General features: G+C 68.2%; 22 protein-coding genes. 16 read left to right on the top strand and 6 right to left on the bottom strand.

Annotation, left to right across the window (positions count from 1 at the left end):
• Positions 1–53 precede the first annotated feature (53 nt).
• Positions 54–3,104 (top strand): D-2-hydroxyglutarate dehydrogenase YdiJ, encoded by a 3,051-nt coding sequence (gene ydiJ, locus MBR110_RS28815; protein WP_176300870.1) that lies wholly within the window; start codon positions 54–56, stop codon positions 3,102–3,104.
• A 95-nt stretch (positions 3,105–3,199) separates the two neighbouring features.
• Here the strand turns inward: ydiJ and MBR110_RS28810 are convergent, their stop codons facing one another.
• The 3 genes from MBR110_RS28810 to MBR110_RS28800 form a co-directional block, all read right to left on the bottom strand.
• Positions 3,200–3,502, bottom strand: a complete 303-nt coding sequence (locus tag MBR110_RS28810; RefSeq protein WP_014726284.1) for a hypothetical protein — start codon at positions 3,500–3,502, stop codon at positions 3,200–3,202.
• A gap of 86 nt (positions 3,503–3,588) precedes the next feature.
• Positions 3,589–4,743: a branched-chain amino acid ABC transporter substrate-binding protein gene (locus MBR110_RS28805; protein WP_011880662.1), complete on the bottom strand. Its 1,155-nt coding sequence runs from the start codon at positions 4,741–4,743 to the stop codon at positions 3,589–3,591.
• Positions 4,744–5,329: 586 nt separating this feature from the next.
• Positions 5,330–6,241: a DMT family transporter gene (locus MBR110_RS28800; protein ID WP_034194413.1), complete on the bottom strand. Its 912-nt coding sequence runs from the start codon at positions 6,239–6,241 to the stop codon at positions 5,330–5,332.
• A 57-nt stretch (positions 6,242–6,298) separates the two neighbouring features.
• Between MBR110_RS28800 and MBR110_RS28795 the strand changes: the two genes are divergently transcribed.
• The 3 genes from MBR110_RS28795 (at position 6,299) to MBR110_RS28785 (ending at position 8,604) form a co-directional block, all read left to right on the top strand.
• Positions 6,299–7,258, top strand: coding sequence for a LysR substrate-binding domain-containing protein (locus tag MBR110_RS28795; protein WP_034194414.1), 960 nt, complete (start codon positions 6,299–6,301; stop codon positions 7,256–7,258).
• A 151-nt stretch (positions 7,259–7,409) separates the two neighbouring features.
• Positions 7,410–8,069, top strand: coding sequence for a hypothetical protein (locus MBR110_RS28790; protein ID WP_034194415.1), 660 nt, complete (start codon positions 7,410–7,412; stop codon positions 8,067–8,069).
• A gap of 76 nt (positions 8,070–8,145) precedes the next feature.
• Positions 8,146–8,604: a hypothetical protein gene (locus MBR110_RS28785; RefSeq protein ID WP_034194430.1), complete on the top strand. Its 459-nt coding sequence runs from the start codon at positions 8,146–8,148 to the stop codon at positions 8,602–8,604.
• A 58-nt stretch (positions 8,605–8,662) separates the two neighbouring features.
• Here the strand turns inward: MBR110_RS28785 and MBR110_RS28780 are convergent, their stop codons facing one another.
• Complete coding sequence (locus MBR110_RS28780; protein ID WP_059461856.1) at positions 8,663–10,516, bottom strand: ABC transporter ATP-binding protein; 1,854 nt, start codon at positions 10,514–10,516, stop codon at positions 8,663–8,665.
• A 201-nt stretch (positions 10,517–10,717) separates the two neighbouring features.
• Between MBR110_RS28780 and MBR110_RS28775 the strand changes: the two genes are divergently transcribed.
• The 6 genes from MBR110_RS28775 (at position 10,718) to MBR110_RS28750 (ending at position 15,028) form a co-directional block, all read left to right on the top strand.
• On the top strand, positions 10,718–11,284 hold the full coding sequence (locus tag MBR110_RS28775) for a TetR/AcrR family transcriptional regulator (RefSeq protein ID WP_011880658.1): 567 nt from the start codon (positions 10,718–10,720) through the stop codon (positions 11,282–11,284).
• A gap of 214 nt (positions 11,285–11,498) precedes the next feature.
• The gene (locus MBR110_RS28770) at positions 11,499–11,924 is read left to right on the top strand and encodes an organic hydroperoxide resistance protein (RefSeq protein ID WP_011880657.1); all 426 of its coding nucleotides are present in this window, start codon (positions 11,499–11,501) and stop codon (positions 11,922–11,924) included.
• Between the two features lie 72 nt (positions 11,925–11,996).
• Entirely contained in the window at positions 11,997–13,031 is a 1,035-nt protein-coding gene (locus MBR110_RS28765) for an alpha/beta hydrolase (RefSeq protein ID WP_011880656.1), read from the top strand.
• Positions 13,032–13,306: 275 nt separating this feature from the next.
• On the top strand, positions 13,307–13,678 hold the full coding sequence (locus tag MBR110_RS28760; protein WP_011880655.1) for a CidA/LrgA family protein: 372 nt from the start codon (positions 13,307–13,309) through the stop codon (positions 13,676–13,678).
• Positions 13,675–14,409 (top strand): LrgB family protein, encoded by a 735-nt coding sequence (locus MBR110_RS28755; RefSeq protein ID WP_011880654.1) that lies wholly within the window; start codon positions 13,675–13,677, stop codon positions 14,407–14,409. The genes MBR110_RS28760 and MBR110_RS28755 overlap by 4 nt, the downstream gene beginning before the upstream one ends.
• A 289-nt stretch (positions 14,410–14,698) precedes the next feature.
• Entirely contained in the window at positions 14,699–15,028 is a 330-nt protein-coding gene (locus MBR110_RS28750; RefSeq protein WP_011880653.1) for a hypothetical protein, read from the top strand.
• A 516-nt stretch (positions 15,029–15,544) separates the two neighbouring features.
• On the opposite strand, the gene wrbA is transcribed toward MBR110_RS28750, so the two are convergent.
• Together wrbA and MBR110_RS28740 are read right to left on the bottom strand one after the other, a co-directional pair.
• Positions 15,545–16,147 (bottom strand): NAD(P)H:quinone oxidoreductase, encoded by a 603-nt coding sequence (wrbA, locus tag MBR110_RS28745; protein ID WP_011880650.1) that lies wholly within the window; start codon positions 16,145–16,147, stop codon positions 15,545–15,547.
• A gap of 62 nt (positions 16,148–16,209) precedes the next feature.
• Positions 16,210–16,935 (bottom strand): pirin family protein, encoded by a 726-nt coding sequence (locus MBR110_RS28740; protein WP_059695287.1) that lies wholly within the window; start codon positions 16,933–16,935, stop codon positions 16,210–16,212.
• A 128-nt stretch (positions 16,936–17,063) separates the two neighbouring features.
• On the opposite strand from MBR110_RS28740, the gene MBR110_RS28735 reads away from it, so the two are divergent.
• The 6 genes from MBR110_RS28735 to MBR110_RS28710 all read left to right on the top strand — a co-directional run bounded on the left by MBR110_RS28735 (position 17,064) and on the right by MBR110_RS28710 (position 23,251).
• Positions 17,064–17,957 (top strand): LysR family transcriptional regulator, encoded by an 894-nt coding sequence (locus tag MBR110_RS28735; RefSeq protein ID WP_011880648.1) that lies wholly within the window; start codon positions 17,064–17,066, stop codon positions 17,955–17,957.
• A 173-nt stretch (positions 17,958–18,130) separates the two neighbouring features.
• A complete protein-coding gene (locus MBR110_RS28730; RefSeq protein ID WP_106919382.1) occupies positions 18,131–19,174 on the top strand; it encodes a lysozyme inhibitor LprI family protein in 1,044 nt (347 codons plus the stop codon).
• Between the two features lie 324 nt (positions 19,175–19,498).
• Positions 19,499–19,912, top strand: a complete 414-nt coding sequence (locus MBR110_RS28725; RefSeq protein ID WP_045580006.1) for a DoxX family protein — start codon at positions 19,499–19,501, stop codon at positions 19,910–19,912.
• 171 nt (positions 19,913–20,083) lie between these two features.
• On the top strand, positions 20,084–21,028 hold the full coding sequence (locus tag MBR110_RS28720; protein WP_045579896.1) for a dTDP-4-dehydrorhamnose reductase family protein: 945 nt from the start codon (positions 20,084–20,086) through the stop codon (positions 21,026–21,028).
• A 373-nt stretch (positions 21,029–21,401) separates the two neighbouring features.
• Positions 21,402–21,731 (top strand): H-NS histone family protein, encoded by a 330-nt coding sequence (locus MBR110_RS28715; protein WP_011880644.1) that lies wholly within the window; start codon positions 21,402–21,404, stop codon positions 21,729–21,731.
• A gap of 272 nt (positions 21,732–22,003) precedes the next feature.
• Positions 22,004–23,251: an MFS transporter gene (locus MBR110_RS28710; RefSeq protein WP_059461854.1), complete on the top strand. Its 1,248-nt coding sequence runs from the start codon at positions 22,004–22,006 to the stop codon at positions 23,249–23,251.
• Positions 23,252–23,282 lie beyond the last annotated feature (31 nt).

Here is a 23,282-nt window from a genome sequence, read left to right as displayed (position 1 = left end):
ATGGTTTTAATCGAGGCCGCGCAACGGCTCCCATCACTTTGCGCTGCCATTCCATGCCGATCGCTTCGTTGTCCCGTCCCGTCAGCCCGCTCGAGGCCCGTTACCGCGACTTCCTCGCCGCGCTGCAGGCTGGCGGTTTCGCCGGCGAAATCCGCGCCGACCACGCGAACCGCACCGTGCAGGCCACCGACAACTCGATCTATCAGCGCCTGCCGCAAGCGGTCATCAGCCCCGCGCATGCGGACGACGTGCGGCTGCTCGCGCGCGTGCTCGCGCAGCCCGAGCATCGCGGCGTCGCGGTGGCGGCGCGCGGCGGCGGCACCGGCACCAACGGGCAGTCGCTGACCGACGGCGTGATCGTCGACCTGTCGCGCAACCTGAACCGGATTCTCGAAATCAACGCCGACGAGCGCTGGGTGCGCGTGCAGGCCGGCGTCGTCAAGGATCAGCTCAATGCCGCGCTGAAGCCGCACGGGCTGTTTTTCGCGCCGGAGCTGTCGACGTCGAATCGCGCGACGATCGGCGGGATGATCAACACCGACGCAAGCGGGCAGGGCAGCTGCACCTACGGCAAGACGCGCGACCACGTGCTCGCGCTCGACTTCGTGCTGCTCGGCGGCGAGCAACTACGCAGCGACGCCGTCGACGAAGCCGAACTCGAACGCCGCTGCGCGCGGCAGGACCGCGTCGGCGACGTGTATCGCACCGCGCGCCGCATCCGCGACGAACAGGCGGCGCTGATCGACGCGAAATTCCCCAAGCTCAATCGCTGCCTGACCGGCTACGACCTCGCGCACCTGCGCGAAGCCGACGGCCGCTTCAATCTCAACAGCGTGCTGTGCGGCGCCGAAGGCTCGCTCGGCTTCGTCGTCGAAGCGAAGCTGAACGTGCTGCCGATCCCGAAGTACTCGGTGCTGGTCAACGTGCGCTATGGCGGCTTCATGGACGCGCTGCGCGATGCGCGAGCGCTGCTCGCCCATCGGCCGCTGTCGATCGAAACGGTCGACTCGAAGGTGCTGATGCTCGCGATGAAGGATTTCGTCTGGAGCAGCGTGGCCGAGTATTTCCCGCAGGACGACGGGCGTCCGACGCTCGGCATCAACCTGATCGAATTCAGCGGCGACGACGCCCATGACGTCGATGCGCGCGTGCATGCGTTCGTCGAGCATTTGCGCACCGATACGAGCGTCGAGCGCTTCGGCCATACGCTCGCGAGCGGCGCTGACGCGGTCAAGCGCGTGTACGCGATGCGCAAGCGCGCGGTCGGGCTGCTCGGCAACGTGCAGGGCGAGGCGCGCCCGCAGCCGTTCGTCGAGGACACCGCGGTGCCGCCCGAGAACCTCGCCGAATACATCGCCGAATTCCGCGCGCTGCTCGATGCTCACGGGCTGCAATACGGGATGTTCGGCCACGTCGACGCCGGCGTGCTGCACGTGCGCCCCGCGCTCGACATGAAGGACCCGAAGCAGGCGGCGCTGGTGCGGCCGGTGTCGGACGCGGTGGCCGCGCTCACGCAGCGGCATGGTGGCCTTTTATGGGGCGAGCACGGCAAGGGCGTGCGGTCGGAATACGCGCCGGCGTTCTTCGGCGAGCTGTATCCGTCGCTGCAGCAGCTGAAGGCCGCGTTCGATCCGCACAACCAGCTGAATCCCGGCAAGATCGCGACGCCGCCGCTGCGCACGCTGCGGCTGCTGAAGATCGACGAGGTGCCGACGCGCGGCGACCACGACCGGCAGATCGACGAGCGCGTGTGGCGCAGCTACGGCACCGCGATGCACTGCAACGGCAACGGTGCGTGCTACAACTTCGACCCGGACGACGCGATGTGTCCGTCGTGGAAGGCGACGCGCGAGCGCGTGCAGTCGCCGAAGGGGCGCGCCTCGCTGATGCGCGAATGGTTGCGCCTGCAAGGACAGGCGGGCGTCGACGTCGTCGCGGCGGCGCGTGTGCGGCAGCCGTGGGCGACGGGCATCGTCACGCGCTGGCGCAACAGCCGCGCCGCGCGCAACGGCGCAGCGGACTTCTCGCACGAGGTGTACGACGCGATGGCCGGCTGCCTCGCGTGCAAGTCGTGTGCGGGGCAGTGCCCGGTCAAGGTCAACGTGCCCGAGTTCCGCTCGCGCTTTCTGGAGCTGTATCACCAGCGCTATCAGCGGCCGCTGCGCGACTATCTGATCGGCTCGCTCGAATTCACGATGCCGTGGCTCGCACGCGTGCCCGCGCTGTACAACCGGATGATGGCGGCCGGGTGGGTGCGCACGCTGCTCGAGCGTCAGGTCGGCATGGTCGACAGCCCGCTGCTGAGCCGCTTCGATCTCGCGGCCGCGCTGCGGCAATGGCGCGTGCGGCCGGCCGATCCGCACGCGCTCGCCGCGCTGACCGACGCGCAGCGCGCGCGCAGTGTGGTCATCGTGCAGGACACGTTCACGCGTTACTTCGACACCGAGCAGTTGGCGACGCTGATCGAACTGGCCGCGCGCATCGGTTTCCAGGTATGGCTCGCGCCGCTCGCGCCGAACGGCAAGGCGCTGCACGTGCAGGGCTTTCTGCGCGCGTTCGAGCGGGCGGCGATCCGCAACGCGACGCAGCTCGCCGCGCTTGCACGCTCGGGCGTCGCGCTGGTCGGCCTCGATCCGGCGATGACGCTCACGTATCGGCAGGAATACCTGAAGGTGACCGGGCTCGTCGACGTGCCGCAGGTCGCGCTGCCGCAGGAGTGGCTGCTCGATGCGTTGCCGGAAGCCCGCGCGGGCCGCGCGTCGGGCGCCGCGTTTCGGCTGCTGCCGCACTGCACCGAGCGGACCAACGCACCGGACAGCGGCAGGCAATGGGCGCAGCTATTCGCGCGGCGCGGTCTGCGCCTGACGGTCGAGGCGGCCGGCTGCTGCGGGATGTCGGGCACCTATGGGCACGAGGCGCGCAATCTCGCGACGTCGAAGGCGATCTATGCGCAATCGTGGGCGGCGCACGTAGATGGTTCCGCGGAACGAGGCGAGGCGCTGGCGACCGGGTACTCGTGCCGCAGCCAGGTGAAGCGCATGTCGTCGAAGCAACTGCGGCATCCGTTGCAGGCGTTGCTCGATCAGGTGCGAGCGGCAGACTGACGGGCGGACGGCGTCGCAGGCGCCGCCGACTGACGGGTTCGATCGGCCGCTCCATGGGCGCGGACGAGGACGCCGCTACCGGTGAATTCGATGCATCAGGAGCCGACCTTGACGGTCCTCCGCGCGCGCGGTTTGTCGCCGGCGGGAAACACCCCGCCGCCGCGCGGCCGCTTCGGCTCGATCGCCGTCTTGCCGATCACGTGCCGGAAATCGATCTCGTGCGCCGCGAGCGCGCCGATGAGGGTCGCGATGACCGCGAGGTGCGAAGGGACGGTGCCCTTGCTCGAATAGTTCGTGATGGAGCTTTCGTTCATCCGGATCAGCCGCGCGAATTCGCGCGCGGTCAGCTGCGCCTTCTTCAACTCCTGCTGAAATTCCGCATACGCCATTGCACACATGTCACTTCATCTCCGCAAAGCCTGAACCGGCCCGCGCGGCACCGGCGCGACGGGTGGCGTTCCCGTCGCGCCGGCATCGCGGGGAATTACATCTTCACCTGATCGAGGAAGGTCTTCTTGCCGGCCTTGTAGCCGTAGATCGAGATGATCCCGTGCGTCAGGTCGCCCTTCGCGTCGAACGTCGTCGTGCCGATCACGCCTTCATACTTCGTCGACGGCATCGCGGCGACGATCTTGGCCGGATCGGTCGAGTTCGCGCGCTTCATCGCGTCGACGGCGATATACACCGCGTCGTATGCGAACGGCGCATCGAACTTGATGCCCTGGTTGAAGCGCTTCTCGTACTTCGCGACGAACGCCGCGCCGCCCGGCATCTTCTCGAGCGCCGCGCCGGCCTGCGAGCACAGCACGTTGTCGGCCGCCGGGCCGGCCAGCTGCGCCAGCGAGTCGGTGCACACGCCGTCGCCGGACAGGATCTTCGCGCGCAGGCCGAGCTGCTTCGCCTGCTTCGCGAGCGGGCCGCCGGTGGCATCCATGCCGCCGTACATGATCGCGTCCGGGTTCTCGCCCTTCACCTTCGTCAGGATCGCGCGGAAGTCGACGGCCTTGTCGTTGGTCGCGTCGTGCGACAGCACCTTCAGGCCGAGCGCCTTGGCCTTCTTCTCGAATTCGTTCGCGAGGCCCTGGCCGTACGCGGTCGAATCGTCGATCACCGCGACGCTCTTCACGCCCTTCGACTGCGCGTAGCTCGCGAGCGCGGGGCCTTGCTGCGCGTCGGTCGCGACCACGCGATAGGTGGTCTTGAAGCCCTGTTGCGTGTAGGTCGGGTTGGTGGCCGACGGCGAGATCTGCACGATGCCCGCATCGCTGTAGATCTTCGACGCCGGGATCGACGTGCCCGAGTTCAGGTGGCCGATGACGGCGACGACCTTGTCGTCGACCAGCTTCTGCGCAACCTGCGTCGCCTGACGCGGGTCGGCCGCGTCATCCTGCGCGTCGAGCTGCAGCGTGATCTTCTTGCCGCCGATCGTCAGGCCCTTCGCATTGATCTCTTCGACGGCGAGACGCGCGCCGTTCTCGTTGTCCTTGCCCAGGTGCGAAATGCCGCCCGTTGTCGGTTCGACGCTGCCGATCTTCACGACCTGGTCGGCCATCGCGCTCGAGGCGGCCGCGAATGCGGCGGCTGCCAGTGCGACGGTGACCAGGGGTTTGCAGCGCATGCCGACGGTGCTTCGTTCCATCTGCCATCTCCGTTGATTGATAGTGCTGTTGCCGCCCGTTCGATCGCGCACGCCCTTGTGAGGCGGCCGGCGAGCCGGGCGAGTCTCCGCGACCCGCGATGGGTTCGGCTTGCCTGTCGCCGATCGTCGAGTACGCCGTGGTGCCACCGCGGCGCATGCGACTTCATCGGACGACACACAATTCGTCTGAATATATCTGAACGCGCTTGCGCCCGTCTCGGCGAATTGTCCGAGCTTGCGCAAATGTGATGCGGCCGCACGGCCGTCGCGCGATCGGCGCGTGCGCGTGTCGCGCCGTCAATGGCCCTGATTATTCGACGGGCCGGATTCCGAAGCCATGGACAGTGCGATGCAATCAGTCAGCAACTGTTCGGTCGATTCGTCTGCACACTTCGATTCATCGGCGCGGCAACGTCTCCTCCGATTCGATGCAACTAACGGTCGAGCCCGCTGGCGCCGGCGAATCGACGCGCGCTTCGCTTGCTTGCCGAGTCGCTCGTCGGTTTTGCAGCAATCGTAGCCGGCTCCGGAGCGTGCGGTGATCCGCTCACTCGACGCGGCCTCCGCGTGCGACGTCGCCGCGCGGCTACGCGCGTCCGCGCAATGCGACGACGACGACACCCACGATCGCCAGCAGGCCGCCGCCCACGGTGCCGATGCCGGGCCGTTCGCCGGTGAGCATCATCGACATCGCCGTCGCGACCGCCGGCGTCAGATACAGGAAGCTGGACGCGCGCGCCGCGCCGAAATGGCCGAGTGCGAACGACCACGCCGCATAGCCGAGCGCCGCCGGGAAGATGCCGAGCACGAGGACGGCCGACACCGTCTCGTGCGACGCACCGTCGCCGAGCGCCGCCAGCGCGCCGGGCAACCATGGCGCAAGCAGTACCGCGCCGGCCAGCAGCGTGTACGCGGTGCATGGCAGCGCGCCGTACACGGGGATCAGCCGCCGCTGCAACACGAAATAGCTGGCCGAACACAGCGCCGCGCCGAGGATCAGCGTGCTGCCGGAGCCGAGCACGAGGCCGCCCGGCTGACCATGCGCGATCACCGCGATGCCGGCGAGGCTGACCAGCGAGCCGAGCCAGCCCCAGCGATTGAAGCGTTCATGCAGAAACACCGCGGCAAGCAGTGCCGTGAAGATCGGCAGCGTGTTGACGATGAAGCTGGCCGCGCCGGCCGAGACGGTTTGCTCGCCGGTGTTGAGCAGCGCGTTGTAGAGCGCGATGCCGAGCAGGCCGCATGCGAGAAAGCGCAATGCGTCGCCGCGGCTCGGCTTCGGCGGCCGCCGCCACGCGAGCCATGCGAGCGCGAGCACGGCCGCGGTGGCGAAGCGCGCGGCGGCGAGCTGCAGCGGCGTCAGCCCGTGCAGGCCGATGCGGATGAACGGGAACGCGCTGGCCCACGAGACGATCGTGAACGCCACCGCGCCGGCCGCGACGAGCCGCTGTCGCGCGTCGCGTGCCGAAGAGGGGGGAGAGGAGGAGAGCGTGTTCATGCGGCCATGGTGCAGTGTCGCGAGATGTTAAGCTAGCGCACAGATCGACATCCGGATATGAATATGGCTCACAGCTCGGTGCGCCGCCGCGGCGACCGTCCGGCGCGCTCGCAGCCGGGTGCGCCGCCGCAGCCGGGCTCGCGACCGCCGCTCGCGAGTCTCGAGACCGTCTGCACGGTCGCGCGTCACGGCTCGTTTCTGGCGGCGGCCGAGGTGTCCGGCGTCACGCACGGCGCGATCAGCCGGCGCGTGGCTGCCGTCGAAAACTGGCTCGGCATGACGTTGTTCGAACGTCATGCGCGCGGCGTGCGCATGACGCCGGACGGCCAGCGCTTCGTCGGCCGGATCGAGCAGGCGTTCGCGATCATCGACGGCGCGGCCGATCAGTGGCGCTTGCCGCGCGCGCCGCGGCTCGTCAGGATGAGCGTGGTGCCCGCCTTCGCGCAGCTCTGGCTGTTCGAGCGGCAGCAGGCGCTCGAGAGCGAGGCGCCGGCGTTGCGCATCGAGCTCGGCATCGAGCTGCGCAACGTCGACATCGCAGCGGGCGAAGCGGATCTGTCGATTCGCTACGGGCGCGGCAACTGGCGTCATCTGGAAACGCGCGAGTTCATGCCGGAGAAGCTGCATCCGGTCGCGCACCCGCGGCTCGCCGCGCAGCTCGCCACGCTGCGCCAGCGCGGCGGCGACGCGGCGCTGCTCGAGATGCCGCTGCTGCACGATTCGGACGTCACCGGCTGGCGCACGTGGTTCGCCGCGCTCGGCATCGCGTTCAAGCCGCGCGCGCAGGACCGCCGCTTCGAGGATTACAACCTCGTGCTGGCGGCGGCCGAAGCGGGGCTCGGCGTGGCGCTGGCGCGCACGCCGCTTGCTAGCGCGTATCTCGAGCGCAGCGCGCTCGTGCGCGTGAGCAGGCACGAGGTCGAGTCGCCGCTCAGCTATCACTTCGTGCATGCAAAGGGCGAGGCGCGCCCCGAAGTGCTGGCGCTGATGGAGCGGATGCGCGCGGCGCTCGGATAGGCCAGCCGCGCGTGCGTCGGCGTCGTTGCCGCTCGACCGCGGTCGGCCGATCGCCGACAATGCGACCGCGGAAAAAGCGCGGGATTCGACAGATGGACGAGAATACGGAAATCGAGCGGTTCGAGCCGCTCGAATGTAAAGGGAACGAGTAATGAATAGACCAGACAAGTCGTCGAAGGCGCGTGCTGCGCTGGACCAGCTGTTTTCGGGCTTGGCGCCCGCGGACGCGCGCCCGAGCGCGTCGCGCCCGGGCAACCCGTTCGAAGCAGCCGACGACGCCACCGGCGCGGACGGCCGCGTCGAAGTCACGCTGTCGACGCGCATCCAGCTGCGCGGCTATCCGGGCGCGGATGCGTTCATGCAGCGCATGGCGCAAGCGTGGGGGCTCACGTGGGGCGCGTACGACGCGGTGCGCGCAACGGCGACGCTGCCGGTCGGCTGGCGCGCGCGCCGGCTGCCCGAAGTCACGCAGATCGTCGACGAACGCGACGTGCTGCGTGCGGAAAGCAGCCTGCAGGGCGGCGAGATGTCTTACCTGAAAGTGCATCCACGCTACTACATCGATGCGCGCAAGGGCGTGGGCTGGCGCAAGGAGTCGAAGGCCTCCGACGATCCGGATCTCGACGGCCCCGACTGGAACTGCTACGTGATGGACCGGGAAAAGTCCGTCGAACTGCACGAGTTGACGACGTCGTCGTCGAAGGCCGATCTCGACAACGCACGTGCGACGTTGTTGAAATGGCTCGACTCGCACTATCCGCGCCATCGCGATCCGTTCGCGTACTGGACCGATTGCGATCGTCCTCTGTAGTCCGCGCACGCGCATGTACACGCACGGCGGCGGCGCGGATCGCGCGGCAAGCCGTCATACATGGCAGGCGACCCACGTGAACCGGCTCCGTCCCGTCCCGATCCTGTACGCGGCATGCGCGGCGGCGCTTGCGTCGACCGTGATCGAACTGCTGCTCTGGCCGCTTGCCGGCGATGATGCCCTGCGCAACCTGCTGCGCGACGCGCGGCTGACGGCGGCGATCGCGTTGGGGCGCACGGCGCTTCGATCGTCCGCGGGTTTCGATCCGACGATCATGGGCGTGGCGACGCTGGTACACGCCGCGCTGTCGCTCGCGTACGCAGCCATGCTCGCGGCGCTGGTGCGCAATCTGTCGCGCGGCGCCGCACTGTGCGCAGGCGCCGTGTTCGGGCTCGTTCTCTACGGCGTCAACCTGTACGCGTTTACCGCGGTGTTTCCGTGGTTCGCGCAGGTGCGCGGCGCGATCACGCTGGTTGCGCATCTGGTGTTCGGCGCGAGCGCCGCGGGCGTTTATTGCGCGTTGCGTCGTCGATAGCACGGCGCACGGTGGCGTGCTGCGGCGACGCGGCACCCACCGCGCCGCCGCCTGCGCATTACTGCGTCTCGCGTTGCGCGTCCGCCGTCTCGCCGAGAAAACCGCCACTCTGATGCGCCCACAGCGCCGCATAGATGCCGCCGCGCTGCAGCAGCTCGGCGTGCGTGCCGACCTCGACGATGCGCCCCGCATCGAGCACGATCAGCCGATCCATCGCCGCGATCGTCGACAGCCGGTGCGCGATCGCGATCACCGTCTTGCCGCTCATCAGGCTGTCGAGGCTGCGCTGGATCGCGACCTCGACTTCCGAGTCGAGCGCGCTGGTCGCTTCGTCGAGCACGAGGATCGGCGCGTCCTTGAGCATCACGCGCGCGATCGCGACGCGCTGCCGCTGGCCGCCGGACAACTTCACGCCGCGCTCGCCGACCTCGACGTCGTAGCCGCTGCGCCCGTGCCGGTCGCGCAGCTGCGCGATGAAGTCGGCCGCCTCCGCACGCACGGCCGCTTCGCGCATCTCGCGCTCGGTCGCGTCGGGCCGCCCATACAGAATGTTCTCGCGCATCGTCCGATGCAGCAGCGACGTATCCTGCGTCACCATCCCGATCGCCGCGCGCAGGCTGTCCTGCGTCACGTGCGCGATGTCCTGCCCGTCGATCCGGATCGAGCCGCCGTCGACGTCGTAGAAGCGCAGCAGCAGGTTCACCAGCGTCGACTTGCCGGCCCCCGAACGACCGATCAGACCGATCCGCTCGCCCGGCCGGATCGTCAGGTTCAGCCCGTCGAACACCGGCGTGTCGTGTTCTTCGTGGGCGAAGCGCACGTTGTCGAACACGATTTCGCCGCGCGGCACGGTGAGCGCCGTCGCGTCCGGCGCGTCGCGCACGCTGCGCACCTTCGTCAGCGTGTTGATGCCGTCCTGGATCGTGCCGACGTTCTCGAACAGCTCGGTCATCTCCCACATGATCCAGTGCGAATAGCTCGACAGGCGCAGCGCCATCGCGACCACGGCCGCGACCACGCCCGCGCTCGCCTCGCCGTGCAGCCACAGATACAGCGCAAGGCCGGTCGAGCCGACCAGCAGCAGCGTCGACAACAGATGGTTGACGATCTCGAACGCGCTGACGAGACGCATCTGCGCGTCGCCGGTCGCCTTGAACGCCTCCATCGCGTGCCGCGCGTGATCGGCTTCGCGGCGCGTGTGCGAGAACAGCTTCACGGTCGTGATGTTCGAATAGGCGTCGGTGATGCGGCCCGTCATCAGCGCGCGCGCGTCGGCCTGCTCGCTGCCGACGCGCCCGAGCCGCGGCACGAAGAACGCGCAGGCGGCGCCGTAGCCGAGCGCCCACAGCGCGAGCGGGATCATCAGCCGCCAGTCGAAGCTGGCCGCGAGCGCGAGGATGCCGATCAGGTAAGCCGCGACCCCGATCACGACGTCGACCGACATGAACAGCGCATCGCGCACCGCGAGCGCGGTCTGCATGATCTTGGTCGTCACGCGGCCGGCGAACTCGTTCGCATAGAACGACAGGCTCTGGTCGAGCATCAGCCGGTGAAACAGCCAGCGCAGCCGCATCGGGAAGTTGATCGCCAGCACCTGGTGCTTGACGAGCGTATGCAGCGCAATCAGCAGCGCGCTGGCCGCGAGGATCGCCGCGAACCCGACGAGCGTGCCGAAGTGGCGGCCGCCGAAGTCGGCCGGCGTCGCCGACGACAGCCAGTCGACCACGCGCCCCATCATCGCGAACAACGCGGCCTCGTAGCCGGCGAGCGCGGCCGACGTGAGCGCGATCAGCAGAAGCCAGCCGCGCGCGCCTTTCGTGCACGCCCAGACGAACGAGAAGAATCCCTTCGGCGGCGTGACGGGATCGTCGAGCGGGAAGGTGGGCAGGCGTCGTTCAAACCACGAAAACATCGATCTTTTTCCTCCGGTGATTCGGCCACGCGATCCGACGTCGATCGAGCGTCATACGTTGCGACCGCGTCGTCCGGCAGCGAGTGTCGCACCGATTCGCCGACGCTGCAGGCCGGTCGTAAGGAAGCGAAGCGCCGCACCGCCGCCGCGCCCGTAAAAAAGTGCTTGACTCTCTATCTATGAGTAGATAAAGTTCGATCCATGGAAACGAAACCGACCGTCCGCGAACAGATTCTCGATCATGCGATCACGCTGATGATGCTGCGTGGTTACAACGGCTTCAGCTATCGAGACCTGTCGGATCTGGTGGGCGTGAAGACGTCGAGCATCCACTACTACTTCCCGTCGAAGGACGACCTCGTGCTGGAAGCGGTAGCGGCCTACAGCGACGACGTGCTCGCGGCGATCCGGACGATCGATCCAGCGCTGCCGGCCGACGTGAAGCTGAGCCTGTACACGAAGCTGTTCGGGCGCACGCTCGGCGACGGCGACCGGATCTGCCTCTGCGGCATGCTGGCGGCCGATATCGAATCGTTGCCGGACAACGTGCGGCAAGCGGTGCAGGCGTTCTTCAAGGCGAACGAAAAGTGGCTCGCCGAGCTGCTGACCCAGGGCGCGGCCGAAGGCACGCTGCAGTTCAGCGGCAAGCCGGAATCGGCGGCGCGCACGCTGTTCGCGGCGTTTCAGGGCAGCGTGCTGGCCAGCCGGCTGTTTCATACGCGGGCGCGCCTCGAAGATGTAGAGGCGGTGTGGAAGGTCCGGGCTTGAGCGCCGGGCATGTTTGCACCGCTTTTTGTTGTGGCTGGTTGTCTATCTTGTAGTAGATAGTTTTTGAAGCGGATGAATGAAACATCCGCACTTTTTGGGCTGGTTTATCTATCTATGAGTAGATAAACAAACGCAATGCCGGCGGCGACACCGCCGGCGCGCGGCCCCGGTTTGCAAGTTGGTTCACTCACTCATCGTTGAAAAGGAGTCTGTCATGTCGATCGAAAAAGTTCTCTACCGCGCTCATGCAAAAGCCACCGGCGGCCGCGACGGCCGTGCGACCGTGCCGGAAAGCGGCCTCGACCTGAAGCTGACCACGCCGCGCGAGCTCGGCGGTGCGGGCGGCGCGGGCGCGAACCCCGAGCAGCTGTTCGCGGCCGGCTACAGCGCGTGCTTCATCGGCGCGATGAAGTTCGTCGCGGCGCGCGACAAGATCGCGATCCCCGCGGATGCCGCGATCGAGGGCAGCGTCGGGATCGGCGCGATCCCGAACGGCTTCGGCATCGAGGTCGAACTGAAGATCTCGCTGCCGGGCCTCGACCGCGAAACCGCACAAACGTTGATCGATCGCGCGCACATCGTCTGCCCGTACTCGAACGCGACGCGCGGCAACATCGACGTCACGCTGACGCTCGTCTGATCGCACCCGATTCCGCTACCACGCAGTCCACCGTCCATCCGTTGCATACCGATTGAGCCAGGGAGTTTCATCATGAAGATCGTCAAGCCGCTGTTGATCGCCGCCGTCGTCGCAGCCACGTGGTCCGGCGCATCGGCCGCCACCGCGGCATCCGCGCAAGCCGTTCGCCCCGACACCGCGACGAGCGCGTTCCTCGCCGTGCTGAACGGCCAGAAGGGGCCGGGCCTCGAAACACTCAGCCCCGAGAAGGCGCGTCAGGTGCTGGTCGATGCGCAGAGCGGCGTGAAGGTCGATCTGTCCGGCATCGACGTGTCGAATCGCACGATCGAGCAGGACGGGCTGTCGGTGCCGATCACGATCGTGCGGCCGCAACAGGTGAGCGGCACGCCGCCGGTGTTCATGTTCTTCCACGGGGGCGGCTGGATTCTCGGCGACTTCCCGACCCACGAGCGCCTCGTGCGCGATCTCGTCGTGCAATCGGGCGCCGTCGCGGTGTTCGTCAACTACACGCCGTCGCCGGAAGCGCATTACCCGGTCGCGATCAACCAGGCGTATGCGGCGACGAAATGGGTCGCGGCGCACGGTGCGGAGATCGGCGTCGACGGCAGCCGTCTCGCGGTGGTCGGCAACAGCGTCGGCGGGAACATGGCGGCGGTCGTCGCGCTGATGGCGAAGGACAAGGGCGGCCCGGCGATCCGTTTCCAGGGGCTGTTGTGGCCGGTCACGGATCACGACTTCAACACCGGCTCGTACGGCGCATACGCGCAGGGACACTTCCTGACGCGGCCGTTGATGAAGTGGTTCTGGAACGCCTACACGAAGAACGAAGCGCAACGCGACGAGATCTACGCGTCGCCGCTGCGCGCGAGCGTCGCGCAGCTGAAGGGCCTGCCGCCGGCGCTGATCCAGGTCGCGCAGTTCGACGTGCTGCGTGACGAAGGCGAAGCGTACGGCCGCAAGCTCGACGCAGCGGGCGTCGACGCCACGACCACGCGTTACGACGGCACGATCCACGATTTCGGCCTGCTCAACGCGCTCGCCAACGACGCGCCGACGAAGGCCGCGATGAAGGCGATGGGCAACGAAATCGCGGCGCGGCTGAAGTAATGCGGCGAGCGGCATTCGCGCCGGCGTGAACACGCCTAAGCCGATCGGTGCAGCGGCGGGCTTCGGCCCGCCGCTTTTTTGCGTGGGCGGGACGCGTGCGGCGAGGCGCGGCATCGCGAAGCGGATCGAACCGGCAGCGTGACGGCCCCGCGCGCGGGCGCGGCGCATTCATTGTTGGTACGATCGCGCGTATCGTTCATGCCGGCGCCGGGTGCGGCCGGCCCATCGCGCGCGCGGCGGCACGCCGGCGCGGCCACGTTCGGGAGAAGTGTTTGATGCTGCAGGCGTTCGCGGTCTTGTTGACCTTCCAGTGTCTCGGGGAAGGCGTGTCCTATCTGTTCGGCATACCGGTGCCCGGCCCGGTGATCGGCATGCTGCTGCTGTTCGGCTTCGTGATGCTGCGCCCGCAGGTGGCCGACGCGATCGAGCCGACCGCGTTCGAACTGCTGCGCCATCTGTCGCTGCTGTTCGTGCCGGCCGGCGTCGGCATCATGGTGTCGGCTTCCCGCGTGCGCGGCGATGCGCTCGCGGTCGTCGTCGCGCTCGCGGTGAGCACGACGCTCGCGATCGCCGTCACGGCGCTCGTCACGCGCGCGTTGCTGCGGCGCCAGCGGCCCGCGTCCGGCACGGCGGGGGAGGCACGATGACGGCCTTCCCGAAACTCGGCGCGATCTGGGTCTATCTCGCCGCCACGCCGCTGCTCGGCCTCACCATCACGCTGATCGCCTACCTGATCGCGCAGGCCGTCTATGCGCGCTCGCGCTTCAACCCGCTCGCGAATCCGGTGCTGATCGCCGTCGCGCTGATCGTCGGGCTGCTGACCGTCACGCATACGCCGTATCCGACGTATTTCGAGGGCGCGCAGTTCGTCCATTTCCTGCTCGGCCCGGCGACCGTCGCGCTCGCGCTGCCGCTGTATCGCCAGTGGTCGAAGCTGCGGCGCGCCGCGCTGCCGCTGCTCGTCGGGCTGCTGGCCGGCTCGTTGACCGCGATCGTTTCCGCGGTGGGCGTTGCGGCGTTGTTCGGCGCGTCGCATCAGACGATTGCGTCGCTCGCGCCGAAATCCGCGACCACGCCGATCGCGATGGCGGTCGCGCAGCAGATCGGCGGAATTCCGTCGCTCACCGCCGTGCTGGTGATTTCGACCGGCATCTTCGGTGCGGTGTGCGCGCGCGCGATCCTGAACGTGCTGCGCATCGACGAGCCGGCCGTGCGCGGCTTCGCGCTGGGCGTCGCGTCGCACGGGATCGGCACCGCGCGCGCGTTTCAGATCGGCGAGGAAACCGGCGCGTTCGCGGGACTCGGCATGGGGCTGAACGGCGTGCTCACCGCGTTCATCGTGCCGATCCTGCTGCCGGTGTTGTCGCGGTGGATTTGAGGCTGGGCGGCGGCGGCTCGCCGGCTGCGGCTTTCGCGAGGTTTGCGCGCACGGCGGCCAGGCCGCGATGCGGCGTGTCGTGATCGACGCGGTGCGAATCGGCGGCGCGGCGGCAAGCGCCTCGGGCCGGCATGGACAACGTGCGGGCCGCCGACGTATCGCGGCCGTTATCAGGAGAATTCAGAAACTCGCACGGACATTTTTCCGGCGATCGGCTAACGTTGCATCGGCGCCGGCATCGCACGCGGGCGTTCGACCCACAACCAACAATCGACAAGGAGTTCCGGCCATGACGAAGTCTCGCGTGGTTTCGGTGGCAGCGGCAATCACGGCGTCGTTCGGTCTGTTGTTGACCGCCGCGCCGGCCGCATATGCACAGGATGCGGCGTCGGCGCCGCTGCAGGCTTCGGCATCCGCGCCGACCCAGAAGCAGCTCGACAAGGCGCAGAAGAAGGCCGCCCGCAAGGCGGCGCGCGCGCGCCACGCGAAGGACCTGAAGGCGATCGGCACGGGCAGCGGCTACCGGCTGACCAACGATCAGAGCAATTACCCGCAGAACGCGGTGGAGAAGGCGCCCGCGACGAAGAGCGTGCCGGCCGCGCCGGCATCGGGGCAGTAACGGGCGGGGAGCGAGGTAAGGAGACGGCGCCGGTGAAACCGGCGCCGTTGGTTTTTGTATGCGCTGCGTATGCGGCTTGGGCGGCGCGTACGGAGGCGCGCGGCTACGGGCTATGGCGCTACAGGCACGGGCTACCGAGCGACGCGGTACGCGCGGCGGGCGGGGGCTATGACCGGTGAGCTGCGAGCTACTAGCTCCGCACTCCGGGCTGCAAGCGGCACACTGCGAGTTGCACCCTCTGGGCGCCGGGCTGCAGGTGACGCGCTGCGAGCTACGCACTCCGGCCTCCGGGTTGCAAGCGATACGGTGAGAGCTACGCACTCCGGGCTGCAAGTGACGCGCTGCGAGCTACACACTCGAGCTACGAGCTACGAGCTACGAGCTACGAGCTACGAGCTACGAGCTACGAGTTACCAGCGCCAAGCGACGAGCCCAAACCCCGAGCTCCGAGCTACGGTGTGCTACAGGCGGGCAGCCACGCAGCGATGCAGCCACGCAGCCGCACCCCCGCCAGCATTAGGCCGCGAGCTTCGCCGCCAATTGCGCGACGTGCTTGCCCTGATAGCGCGCGATGTCCAGTTCGTTCGCGCTCGGCTGGCGGCTGCCGTCCGCGCCGGCGAGCGTCGTGGCGCCGTACGGCGTGCCGCCGGTGATTTCCTTCATGTCGACGAGCCCGCTGCAGGCGTACGGCACGCCGACGATCACCATCCCGTGGTGCAGCAGCGTCGTGTGGAACGACGTGATCGTCGTTTCCTGGCCGCCGTGCTGCGTGCCGGTCGACGCGAACACGCTGCCGATCTTGCCGACCAGCGCGCCCTTCATCCACAGGCCGCCCGTCTGGTCGAGGAACGTGCGCATCTGGCCGGCCATGTTGCCGAAGCGGGTCGGCGTGCCGAAGATGATCGCATCGTAGTTCGCGAGTTCGTCGACGGTAGCCACCGGCGCGGCCTGGTCGACCTTGACGCCGATCGCCTTCGCCTGGTCGACGGGAATGGTCTCCGGCACGCGCTTGAGCGTGACCTCGACGCCGGGCACCGATTTCGCGCCTTCCGCGACGTGCTGCGCCATCGTTTCGACGTGCCCGTAGGACGAGTAGTAAAGGACGAGTACCTTGGCCATGTTGCGAATCTCCAATTAGAGAAGGCCCCGCGCGCGGCGGGGCCGGATGTTCCGAACGGGCGTCATGCCCAGTCGGCCGTCACTTCGACCGGGCGCAGGTCGAATACCAGCACCTCGGCGTCGTGACCGTCGGCGAACGTCAGCGTCCGTTCGTCGCGGATGCGCGCGCCGTCGCCTTCGCCGAGCGTCACGCCGTTGACCGACACGCTGCCGCGCGCCACGTGGACGTACGCATAGCGGTCCGGCGCGAGTTCGAGCGTCGCGCGCTCGTCGCCGTCGAACAGGCCCGCGTAGATCCGCGTGTCCTGCCGGATCTTCAGCGAACCGGCGTCACCGTTGGGCGACACGATCGGCGTGAGCTTGCCGCGCTTGTCGGCTGCCGCGATGTTGGTCTGCTGATAGCGCGGCTCGGCGCCCTTCTCGGCCGGCCCGACCCAGATCTGCAGGAAGTGCACGGGTGTTTCCGGCGAGTGGTTGAACTCGCTGTGACGCACGCCGGTGCCGGCGCTCATCAGCTGCACGTCGCCCGGCACGATCACCGACCCGGTGCCCATCGAATCCTTGTGCTCCAGCGCGCCTTCGAGCACGTACGACAGGATTTCCATGTCGCGGTGCGGGTGGGTGCCGAAGCCGCGGCCCGGTGCGACGCGGTCGTCGTTGATCACCAGCAGGTCGGAGAAGCCGACTTGCTTCGGATCGTAGTAATTCGCGAACGAAAACGTGTGACGGGAGCTGAGCCAGCCATGCTCGGCACGGCCACGTTGGTTTGCTGCACGAGTCTCGATCATGATGCGTGTCCTTGGTGTCGCCGGCCCTCGGAAGTGGGGCCGGCCGTTCGTTGAGATGAATCTTAGGTCAATCGAATTGACAAATAAATGGCCGTGAAGATAATGACTGTCACCTTGGAGTGGACAATATGGAACTCAACGATCTGAGAATCTTCGTCGCGACGGTCGACGCGGGCAGCTTCACGGCGGCGGCCGACCAATTGATGCTGTCGAAGCAGTTCGTGAGCCGGCGCACGATGGCGCTCGAAGCGTCGCTCGGTGTGCGGCTCCTGCATCGCAATACGCGCAATCTCGCGGTGACGGAGTCGGGTCACGAGTTCTACGCGCGCGCGCAGCGGATCCTGGCGGAAGTCGCCGACGCCGAGCAGGCGATGTCGGTGCGCAGCACCGAGCTGCACGGGTCGCTGAAGATCAGCGCGCCGCTGTCGTTCGGCATCACGCACGTGTCGCCGCTGATCGCCGAATTCCTGCGCGCGCATCCGGCCGTGCGGTTGAACCTCGACCTGACCGACCGGCGCGTCGACCTGATCGGCGAAGGTTTCGACCTCGTGCTGCGGATCGGTGCGCTCGAGGATTCGACGCTGATCGCGCGTCCGTTGGGCGCATGGAAAATGATCGCGTGCGCGAGCCCCGCCTATCTGGAGCGGCAGGGCACGCCCGCGTCGCCCGCGGAGCTGGCCGGCCATACGTGCCTGATGTACGGGCGCGAGCGGCGCGTCGGCTGGGAATTCCGGGTCGACGGCGTGGCGCGCACGTTCGACGTGCAAGGCCCGCTCGTCGCGAACAACGGCGAGGTCGTGCGCGATGCGGCGACCGCCGGGCTCGGCATCGCGCTGCTGCCGGAGTTCATCGTCGGCGCCGCGCTCGACGGCGGCGCGCTGGTGCCGGTGCTCGACGCGTATGCGCCGGCGCCGCTCACGCTGAACGCGGTGTTCCCGCAGCATCGGGAAGGCTTCGTGACGCTGCGCACGTTCATCGGGTTTCTCGCCGAGCGGCTCGGACACGCGGTATCGGCTGCATAGCGCAGCTGGATGGCGCGGCCGGTTCGCGTTACGCTGGGGCCCGCGTTGCGCACGTCGCATCGTGTGTCGCGCGCCTTTCCCCGAACTCGGCGGGCCGGCGTTTCAGCGGTCCCGCGCTCCAGCGACGATCCAACGCCATGATCCTTCCGAACCGATCGAATCCTCACGCCGGCATGCGCGCGAGCGCAGCGCTTCCCGCCCGCGCGTCGCGCCACGCGATTCCGCACGTTCTCGCGGCGGCCGCATGGCTGACCGCGCTGCCGATGGCCACCCATGCGGCCGGTTTCGACTGTGCGAAGGCCGCTTCGCCGACCGAACACGCAATCTGCGCGGACGCACGCCTGTCCGCGCTGGACGGTCAACTCGCGACCGCATGGCAGAAGGCGCGCGCGAAAGGCGGCGATACGGCCGCGCTGAAGGCCGCCCAACTGAAATGGCTCGCGCAGCGCGATCGCTGCGGCGGCGACGCCTCGTGCATCGCCGATCGCTATCGCGAGCGCCTTGCGATCCTGAACGGCGCGCCGCTCGCGCCCGACCGCTGGCAGCAGACCTGGTATCGCGACAGCGCCAACCCGTCCCTTGGCGGCGTGCTGACGATTACCGGCACGGCGCCGCATCTTCACTTCGAATTGAGCGGCAACAACGGCGCGAACACCGGCGATCTGGCCGGCGATCTCGCGCTGCACGGCGACGCCGGCACGTTTCGGCAGGACCGATGCCGGCTCGACTTCAGCCGTCACGGATCGCGCGTGCGCGTGACGCAGCAGGGCAGCGACGCCGATTGCGGTGCCGGCGCGGGCGTCGTCTATTCGGGCGACTACGTGACCGCGTCGCAGGCGCAGGCGAGCCCGCCGGCGGATCTCGTCACGCTGAAGGTGCTGGACGACGCGCGGCAGGACGCGATCGCGCACAAGCTGCTCGGCGCGGATTACCAGACGCTCGTCGACATGATCAATAACCGCGACGACGAGCGCGACCTCGACGGCCTGAATGCAAAAGTAACGTCGTACTGGGTGCGCGGCATCGCGACGACGAACGCCGCGATCGTGATGCGCCGCGACACCGATCTGTGGATCGGGCTCCTCGTGTTCGACGCCCACAACGACGTGCGGATGCGGTACTACACGAACGTCCCGGCGTGGAAAAAGACCGTGCCGAAAACGCTGCGCGCGTGGCACGACAAGCTCGACAGCAGCTATCCAATCGACCTGATGTGACCTGGTAAGTGACGCGGTAAGCGATGCGGCAATCGGCCCACGCGGCCGACACGCTGCGTTTGTCACGTGACAATTGTCCACCGGATGGTGACAGCGAATCTTGTTTTGACGGATTGATGATTCTCGGTGAGACAGTAGACTGCACCCGTGCTTCGCCAGAACCGCTCCGCAGCGCCGAGATCGCGCCACCGGACGGATTTGTCGGAAGCGGGCAGGGGCGCCCGCACCGATCGCGCGAGGAGGGTTCGGTACCGATCCATGCGTTCGCCGTTTCGGCGGCCGTCGGTGCCGGATGCGTCGAACCGTCAATTCAAGGTGATTGTTATGCGTTACGTATCGCTGGAGTCGAAGAAGGACGAGCTGCTGCTGGCCGCTCGCGTGTTGATGATGATTCTGTTCGTGTTGTTCGGCTGGCAGAAGCTGACCGGTTTCTCCGGTACGGTCGCATACATGGCGTCGACGGGCGCACCGTCTCCCGAGCTGTCCGCGGTGATCGCGGTGGCGGTCGAACTGGTCGGCGGCGCGCTGATCGCGCTCGGCTTCTACACGCGGCCGCTGGCGCTGCTGTTCGCGGCGTACACGCTCGCGACCGCGTTGATCGGGCATCGCTACTGGGCGCTGCAGGGGATGGATCAGTACGTCGCGATGATCAACTTCTACAAGAACGTCAGCATCATCGGCGGCCTGCTGTTGCTCGCGCTCACCGGGCCGGGGCGGTATTCGTTCGACCGCAAGTAAGCTGGCGCGGCAGTCGCTGCCGCATGGCGGGCCCGGTGCGTTCGAGCAATCGCGCACCGGGCTTTTTTTCGTCGTGCGCCGCCGCGTGTTGCGCGTTGCGCGCGAAATCGCCATCCGACGCAGGTTCTCGTATAGATTGGTGGGCCTCGTTTCCATTCATCGTTGGCTACCGTGTCGCAACCGACCATCCTTCTCATCGGCGCGTCCGGCCTGCTCGGCCGTGCGGTTGCCGCCGCGCTGTCGCGCGAAGCGTCGCTGACGCTGGTCGCGACCATCCGGAACGCAGATACCGCCGGCGCCCGGCGGGTCGCGTTGCCGCCGGAACACACCGCCCGTCTCGACGTTCTGGACCAGCCCGCGCTCGAACGGCTGTTCGATGCGCGGCGGCCGTCCGCCGTGATCGTCTGCGCGGCCGAGCGTCGTCCGGACGTATGCGAGAACGACCCGGCCGCCGCGCGTGCGATCAACGTCGACGCGCCGGCGCGCATCGGCGCGCTCGCCGCGCGCTACGGCGCATGGACGCTCGGCATCTCGACCGACTACGTGTTCGACGGCCGGGCCGCGCCGTACCGCGAAGACGCCACGCCGAATCCGCTGAACGTGTACGGCCGCACGAAGCTCGACGGCGAGGCGGCGTTGCTCGCCGCGTCGCCGCTCGCGTGTGTGCTGCGGCTGCCGCTGCTGTACGGGCCGATCGTCGACTGGCGCGAGTCGGCGGTCACGAGCCTCGTGCCGGCGATCGTCGCGGCCGCGCAGCCGCGCGCCGAGCCGGCGCGCATGGATGCGTGGGCGATCCGCTATCCGACGTACACGCCGGACGTCGCGCAGGTCATCCGCGACCTGACGCTGCGCCATCTGGCCGGCGCGCCGGTCACCGGCATCCGTCATTGGTCGGCCGAGGAGCCGATGACGAAATACGACATCGCCCAACGGCTCGCGGCCGCGTTGGGGCACCGCGCGGCGCTCGCGCCGATCCATGCGCCGACCGATGCCACGCCGCGCCCATACGATTGCCACCTCGATGCGTCGCGCGTGCGCGCGCTCGGCATCGACCATGCGACGCCGTTCGACGCCGGCTTGCTCGCCGTATTGGCCGACGCGCCGCCGCTGCCGTGAGCGTCGCGCCCCGCGATGTCGCGACGCCGTGACGTTCGACGCCGGACCGCGCCGCGCCGTCGCCGCGCAAAAGTCCTCAAACACCGAGCATGCACGCTGCTATCATTCGCGCCATGCCGTGCCCGTACGAGGCGCGGCGACCGGTGGCGAGGAGGTCGCCATCGACCGTTCGTCGCGCGTTCGAGCGCGGCGTACCGCGCGTCGCGTGCCGCGACCGCAGCGTTCGACGATGGCATAGCCGCCGGTGGACATCGCAGACCTTGCGGCTCCGGTCTGGCGATCCACATATCGCAATACGGATCGGCGGAACTTCACGGCCGGTTCGGCCATCGGAGGTTCTTTGAATAAAAACATGCCCAAAGAGGATGAATACATGACTCAGGCTCTGCAGGACCTCGAAGCACAACTTCGGGACCTGAACATCAAGCTGTCGGAAGCCAGGCAGAAAGAAAAGCAGGCCGCGCTCGCGGCATTCAGGGAGCAGGTTCAGTTGCTGGGTATCACGCAGCAGGAAGTGCTGAGCGCGCTCGGCTACATCGTGCAGCGAAAACGCAAGGCGCCTGCGAAGTACTACGATCCGACGACCGGCCGCTCGTGGTCGGGTCGCGGCCCGCGGCCGAAATGGCTCGAAGGCAAGGACCTCGACGCGCTGCTCGTCGATCGCGAAGCCAAAACCTGGTGGCCCGGCGACGATCAGGGCTGACGCCGCGCGGCGCCGGTCGCGCGCCGGCGCCGTCCGGCCGACGCGAGCCGCGGCTCGCATGCTTCATCCCTTGCCGTCGGCGTGCCGCCTGACAGCGCCGCCGCCGGCATCGACGTCTTTCAGTTCCGTCTTTCAGTTCCATTACCCGCGGTTGCCCGTTTCCGTTTCGGCGAGCCGGCAGCCGCGACCCTTTCCGTCCGCGCACGGTCACCGCGCCGTCGCGCGCGCGAACCGGCCTCAGACTGTCGCCCGGACCTTTGCGGCAGGACACCATGGCAGCCAACCTTGAACCTTCGTCGCTCGGCGACGCGGCGTCGCCGCGCGTCGAGCAGGCCGGGCGTTACGCGTGGAAGGCGCTCGCGGGCGCCGCGATCGGCTACGCGATGGACGGCTTCGATCTGCTGATCCTCGGCTTCATGCTGCCGGCGATCACGGCGGCGTTGCACTTGACGCCCGCGCAGGGCGGGGCGCTCGTCACGTGGACGCTGATCGGCGCGGTGGCGGGCGGCATTCTGTTCGGCGCCCTGAGCGACCGCTATGGCCGCGTGCGCGTGCTGACCTGGACGATCATGCTGTTCGCGATCTTCACCGGCCTGTGCGCATTCGCCCAGGGCTTTCGCGACCTGCTCGTCTACCGGACCATCGCCGGCATCGGCCTGGGCGGCGAGTTCGGAATCGGCATGGCGCTCGCGGCCGAAGCGTGGCCGGCCGCCAAACGCGCGCGCGTGTCGTGCTACGTGGCGCTCGGCTGGCAGGCCGGCGTGCTGCTGGCGGCGCTGCTGACGCCGCTGCTGCTGGGCCATATCGGCTGGCGCGGAATGTTCGCGCTCGGCGTGGTGCCCGCCTTGCTCGCATGGGCGCTGCGCAACCGGCTGCACGAGCCCGTAGCGTTCGTGCAGCGTGCTACGCAGCCGCGCACCAACGCGTTCCGCATGCTCGTCGCCGACGCGCGCACCGCGCGCACGAGCGTCGGCATCGCGATCCTGTGCTCGGTCCAGAACTTCGGCTACTACGGCATCATGATCTGGCTGCCGACCTTCCTGTCGAAGCAGATGGGCTTTTCGCTGACGAAGTCCGGCCTGTGGACGGCGGTCACCGTCGTCGGGATGATGATCGGCGTCTGGACCTTCGGGCAGTTCGCCGATCGCATCGGCCGCAAGCCGACGTTCCTGCTGTACCAGCTCGGCGCGGTCGCGACCGTCATCGCGTACGCCCGGCTGTCCGACCCGACGACGATGTTGTGGGCCGGCGCGCTGATGGGCATGTTCGTGAACGGGATGGTCGGCGGCTACGGCACGCTGATGTCCGAAGGCTATCCGACCGCCGCGCGCGCCACCGCGCAGAACGTGCTGTGGAACATCGGCCGCGCGGTCGGCGGCTTCGGGCCGGTGGCGGTCGGCGCACTCGCCGCGCACTACTCGTTTCAGACGGCCATCGCGCTGCTCGCCGGCCTCTATGTGCTCGACATGGCCGCGACGCTGTTCCTGATCCCCGAACTCAACGGCGTCGAACTCGAATGACGCACGCGCCATCGCGCGTTGCGTTGCGCGT

It is taken from the genome of Burkholderia sp. MBR-1, assembly GCF_013822785.1.
Taxonomy (GTDB): Bacteria; Pseudomonadota; Gammaproteobacteria; order Burkholderiales; family Burkholderiaceae; genus Burkholderia; species Burkholderia vietnamiensis.
The sequence above is the reverse complement of the archived record's forward strand: the minus strand, read 5'-3'. Positions and strand labels throughout refer to the sequence as shown.

What these genes read in the sequence shown, in the direction of transcription:
- MBR110_RS28790 (WP_034194415.1), top strand. Translation starts at nt 7,410, where the DNA reads ATGAATAGACCAGACAAGTCGTCGAAGGCGCGTGCTGCGCTGGACCAG.
- wrbA (WP_011880650.1), bottom strand. Translation starts at nt 16,147, where the DNA reads ATGGCCAAGGTACTCGTCCTTTACTACTCGTCCTACGGGCACGTCGAA.
- MBR110_RS28715 (WP_011880644.1), top strand. Translation starts at nt 21,402, where the DNA reads ATGACTCAGGCTCTGCAGGACCTCGAAGCACAACTTCGGGACCTGAAC.
- MBR110_RS28735 (WP_011880648.1), top strand. Translation starts at nt 17,064, where the DNA reads ATGGAACTCAACGATCTGAGAATCTTCGTCGCGACGGTCGACGCGGGC.
- MBR110_RS28780 (WP_059461856.1), bottom strand. Translation starts at nt 10,516, where the DNA reads ATGTTTTCGTGGTTTGAACGACGCCTGCCCACCTTCCCGCTCGACGAT.
- MBR110_RS28765 (WP_011880656.1), top strand. Translation starts at nt 11,997, where the DNA reads ATGAAGATCGTCAAGCCGCTGTTGATCGCCGCCGTCGTCGCAGCCACG.
- MBR110_RS28775 (WP_011880658.1), top strand. Translation starts at nt 10,718, where the DNA reads ATGGAAACGAAACCGACCGTCCGCGAACAGATTCTCGATCATGCGATC.
- MBR110_RS28740 (WP_059695287.1), bottom strand. Translation starts at nt 16,935, where the DNA reads ATGATCGAGACTCGTGCAGCAAACCAACGTGGCCGTGCCGAGCATGGC.
- MBR110_RS28750 (WP_011880653.1), top strand. Translation starts at nt 14,699, where the DNA reads ATGACGAAGTCTCGCGTGGTTTCGGTGGCAGCGGCAATCACGGCGTCG.
- MBR110_RS28755 (WP_011880654.1), top strand. Translation starts at nt 13,675, where the DNA reads ATGACGGCCTTCCCGAAACTCGGCGCGATCTGGGTCTATCTCGCCGCC.
- MBR110_RS28795 (WP_034194414.1), top strand. Translation starts at nt 6,299, where the DNA reads ATGAATATGGCTCACAGCTCGGTGCGCCGCCGCGGCGACCGTCCGGCG.
- MBR110_RS28805 (WP_011880662.1), bottom strand. Translation starts at nt 4,743, where the DNA reads ATGGAACGAAGCACCGTCGGCATGCGCTGCAAACCCCTGGTCACCGTC.
- MBR110_RS28730 (WP_106919382.1), top strand. Translation starts at nt 18,131, where the DNA reads ATGCGCGCGAGCGCAGCGCTTCCCGCCCGCGCGTCGCGCCACGCGATT.
- MBR110_RS28725 (WP_045580006.1), top strand. Translation starts at nt 19,499, where the DNA reads ATGCGTTACGTATCGCTGGAGTCGAAGAAGGACGAGCTGCTGCTGGCC.
- MBR110_RS28710 (WP_059461854.1), top strand. Translation starts at nt 22,004, where the DNA reads ATGGCAGCCAACCTTGAACCTTCGTCGCTCGGCGACGCGGCGTCGCCG.
- MBR110_RS28800 (WP_034194413.1), bottom strand. Translation starts at nt 6,241, where the DNA reads ATGAACACGCTCTCCTCCTCTCCCCCCTCTTCGGCACGCGACGCGCGA.
- MBR110_RS28810 (WP_014726284.1), bottom strand. Translation starts at nt 3,502, where the DNA reads ATGTGTGCAATGGCGTATGCGGAATTTCAGCAGGAGTTGAAGAAGGCG.
- MBR110_RS28770 (WP_011880657.1), top strand. Translation starts at nt 11,499, where the DNA reads ATGTCGATCGAAAAAGTTCTCTACCGCGCTCATGCAAAAGCCACCGGC.
- MBR110_RS28760 (WP_011880655.1), top strand. Translation starts at nt 13,307, where the DNA reads ATGCTGCAGGCGTTCGCGGTCTTGTTGACCTTCCAGTGTCTCGGGGAA.
- ydiJ (WP_176300870.1), top strand. Translation starts at nt 54, where the DNA reads ATGCCGATCGCTTCGTTGTCCCGTCCCGTCAGCCCGCTCGAGGCCCGT.